Source organism: Streptomyces sp. NPDC057543, assembly GCF_042801895.1.
GTDB lineage: Bacteria > Actinomycetota > Actinomycetes > Streptomycetales > Streptomycetaceae > Streptomyces.
In genome coordinates this window covers 1-3,151 of sequence record NZ_JBHVFF010000506.1, presented here as the reverse complement: position 1 = coordinate 3,151, position 3,151 = coordinate 1, and the positions used below count along the sequence as shown (strand labels likewise).

Here is a 3,151-nt window from a genome sequence, read left to right as displayed (position 1 = left end):
CCGGACGCTGTGCGTCCGGAGCCCGTCGTCGTATGGCGTACGGTGCCCCACAACCCTTGTGCGGACTGCTGACCTTGCGCTCCCAGCGAACAGTTGCGGAAGCGGGATGGCGTTGTCCTACCTGCGCGTTAGGGTCCATGAGTAGGAAGGGCAGGGGAGTCCCCGCCCACCGGTACGAAGACGCTGAGACGGCCGGAGCCGTCAGAGACGAGCAGGTGGATACGTGACGAATCTGATGCCCTACGCCGCCGGAGAGCCGTCCCCCTTCGGTGGAGGCCTCGGTGACCAGGTCTACAGCCGACTGCTCGGCGAGCGCATCATCTTCCTGGGCCAGCAGGTCGACGATGAGATCGCCAACAAGATCACGGCGCAGATGCTTCTCCTTGCCGCCGATCCGGACAAGGACATCTACCTCTACATCAACAGCCCCGGCGGCTCGGTGACGGCCGGCATGGCGGTCTACGACACCATGCAGTACATCCCGAACGACGTGGTCACCATCGGCATGGGCATGGCGGCCTCGATGGGCCAGTTCCTGCTCACCGGCGGCACCCCGGGCAAGCGCTTCGCGCTCCCGAACACCGACATCCTCATGCACCAGGGCTCGGCCGGCATCGGCGGTACGGCCTCGGACATCAAGATCCAGGCACAGTACCTGCTGCGCACCAAGCAGCGGATGGCCGAGATCACCGCCCGCCACTCCGGTCAGACGGTCGAGACGATCATCCGCGACGGTGACCGCGACCGCTGGTACACCGCGGAGGAGGCCAAGGAGTACGGCCTCATCGACGAGATCATCACGGTCGCATCGGGCGTTCCGGGCGGCGGTGGCACCGGCGCCTGATCCGGTCACCCACCGGATCCGGCTCCACCGCCCCGCGCACCTCTCGTACGCCGAGACACCCAGCCACAGAACGCCACCAGGATGGTGAACACCCACATGAACAACTTCCCCGGCGCCTCCGCGAGCGGCCTCTACACCGGCCCGCAGGTGGACAACCGATACATCGTGCCGCGCTTCGTGGAGCGCACCTCGCAGGGCGTGCGTGAGTACGACCCGTACGCGAAGCTCTTCGAGGAGCGCGTGATCTTCCTCGGCGTGCAGATCGACGACGCCTCCGCCAACGACGTCATGGCGCAGCTGCTGTGCCTGGAGTCGATGGACCCGGACCGGGACATCTCGATCTACATCAACAGCCCCGGCGGCTCGTTCACCGCGCTCACCGCGATCTACGACACGATGCAGTTCGTGAAGCCGGACATCCAGACGGTCTGCATGGGCCAGGCGGCCTCCGCCGCGGCCGTGCTGCTCGCCGCGGGTACGCCCGGCAAGCGGATGGCGCTGCCCAACGCCCGTGTGCTGATCCACCAGCCGTCCTCGCAGACCGGCCGGGAGCAGCTCTCCGACCTGGAGATCGCGGCCAACGAGATCCTGCGGATGCGCACCCAGCTGGAGGAGATGCTGGCCAAGCACTCCACCACGCCGCTGGAGAAGATCCGCGACGACATCGAGCGCGACAAGATCCTGACCGCCGAGGAAGCCCTCGCCTACGGTCTCGTCGACCAGATCGTGTCGACCCGCAAGCAGACGGCCACGGCCGTCTGACATCGGCCTTCACCCCTTGGCGCGGTGGGTTCGCCCGGTCTCGGCCGTGTGAACCGTGCCAAGGGGGGCCCGAACGGGGGGCCAGGCAAGGTACCGTCGGATAGAGGCACCAGGAGCCGCTGAACCAAGCTGCTCCCAGGCGAAGGGGAAGCACCTCGTGGCACGCATCGGTGATGGCGGCGATCTGCTCAAGTGCTCGTTCTGCGGAAAGAGCCAGAAGCAGGTGAAGAAGCTCATCGCGGGACCCGGTGTGTACATCTGCGACGAGTGCATCGATCTCTGCAACGAGATCATCGAGGAGGAGCTCGCGGAGACCTCCGAGGTGCGGTGGGAGGAACTCCCCAAGCCGCGCGAGATCTACGAGTTCCTCGAGGGGTACGTCGTCGGGCAGGAGCCCGCGAAGAAGGCCCTCTCGGTCGCTGTGTACAACCACTACAAGCGGGTCCAGGCGGGCGAGAACGGCGGCGCCCAGGGCCGGGACGACGGCATCGAACTGGCCAAGTCCAACATCCTGCTGCTGGGCCCCACGGGCTCCGGCAAGACGCTTCTCGCACAGACCCTGGCCCGTATGCTCAACGTCCCGTTCGCCATCGCCGACGCGACGGCGCTGACGGAGGCCGGCTATGTCGGCGAGGACGTCGAGAACATTCTGCTGAAGCTGATCCAGGCCGCGGACTACGACGTCAAGAAGGCCGAGACGGGGATCATCTACATCGACGAGATCGACAAGGTCGCCCGCAAGAGCGAGAACCCGTCGATCACCCGCGATGTCTCCGGCGAGGGCGTCCAGCAGGCCCTGTTGAAGATCCTGGAGGGCACCACCGCCTCCGTACCGCCGCAGGGCGGACGGAAGCACCCGCACCAGGAGTTCATCCAGATCGACACGACGAACGTGCTGTTCATCGTGGGCGGTGCCTTCTCCGGCCTGGAGAGGATCATCGAGTCGCGGGCGGGTGCCAAGGGCATCGGCTTCGGCGCGACGATCCGTTCCAAGCGCGAGATCGAGGCGAGCGACCAGTTCCAGGAGGTCATGCCGGAGGACCTGGTGAAGTTCGGGATGATCCCGGAGTTCATCGGCCGGCTGCCCGTCCTCACCTCGGTCCACAACCTGGACCGTGAGGCACTGCTGCAGATCCTCGTCGAGCCGCGCAACGCGCTGGTGAAGCAGTATCAACGACTGTTCGAACTCGACGGTGTCGAGCTGGACTTCGACCGCCCGGCCCTGGAGGCCATTGCCGACCAGGCGATCCTGCGCGGCACCGGCGCGCGTGGCCTGCGGGCCATCATGGAGGAGGTCCTCCAGTCCGTGATGTACGAGGTACCGTCCCGCAAGGACGTCGCCCGCGTCGTCATCACGGCGGACGTCGTCCGCAACAACGTGAACCCGACGCTGGTCCCGCGCGAACCGCGCACGATCGGCAAGGGCGACGGCGGCGGCGAGCGAGGACCACAGCACGACGGAGCGGCGCGACCAGCGGTCGGCGAGGACACCGCCGACGGGCACCGCGATCAGGAAGCCGACGGTGCGTACGGCCAGTACGAGGC

Annotated in this window: 3 protein-coding genes; all 3 read left to right on the top strand. The window is 66.8% G+C overall.

Annotation, left to right across the window (positions count from 1 at the left end; all coding sequences use genetic code 11):
- Positions 1 to 235: 235 nt before the first annotated feature.
- Positions 236 to 844, top strand: coding sequence for an ATP-dependent Clp protease proteolytic subunit (locus ACFU8Q_RS40560; protein ID WP_383756497.1), 609 nt, complete (start codon positions 236 to 238; stop codon positions 842 to 844).
- 81 nt (positions 845 to 925) lie between these two features.
- Positions 926 to 1,606, top strand: a complete 681-nt coding sequence (locus ACFU8Q_RS40555; protein WP_384464956.1) for an ATP-dependent Clp protease proteolytic subunit — start codon at positions 926 to 928, stop codon at positions 1,604 to 1,606.
- A 157-nt stretch (positions 1,607 to 1,763) separates the two neighbouring features.
- Positions 1,764 to 3,151: ATP-dependent Clp protease ATP-binding subunit ClpX (gene clpX, locus ACFU8Q_RS40550; protein ID WP_384464953.1), on the top strand; the 1,388-nt coding region annotated here is incomplete at its 3' end.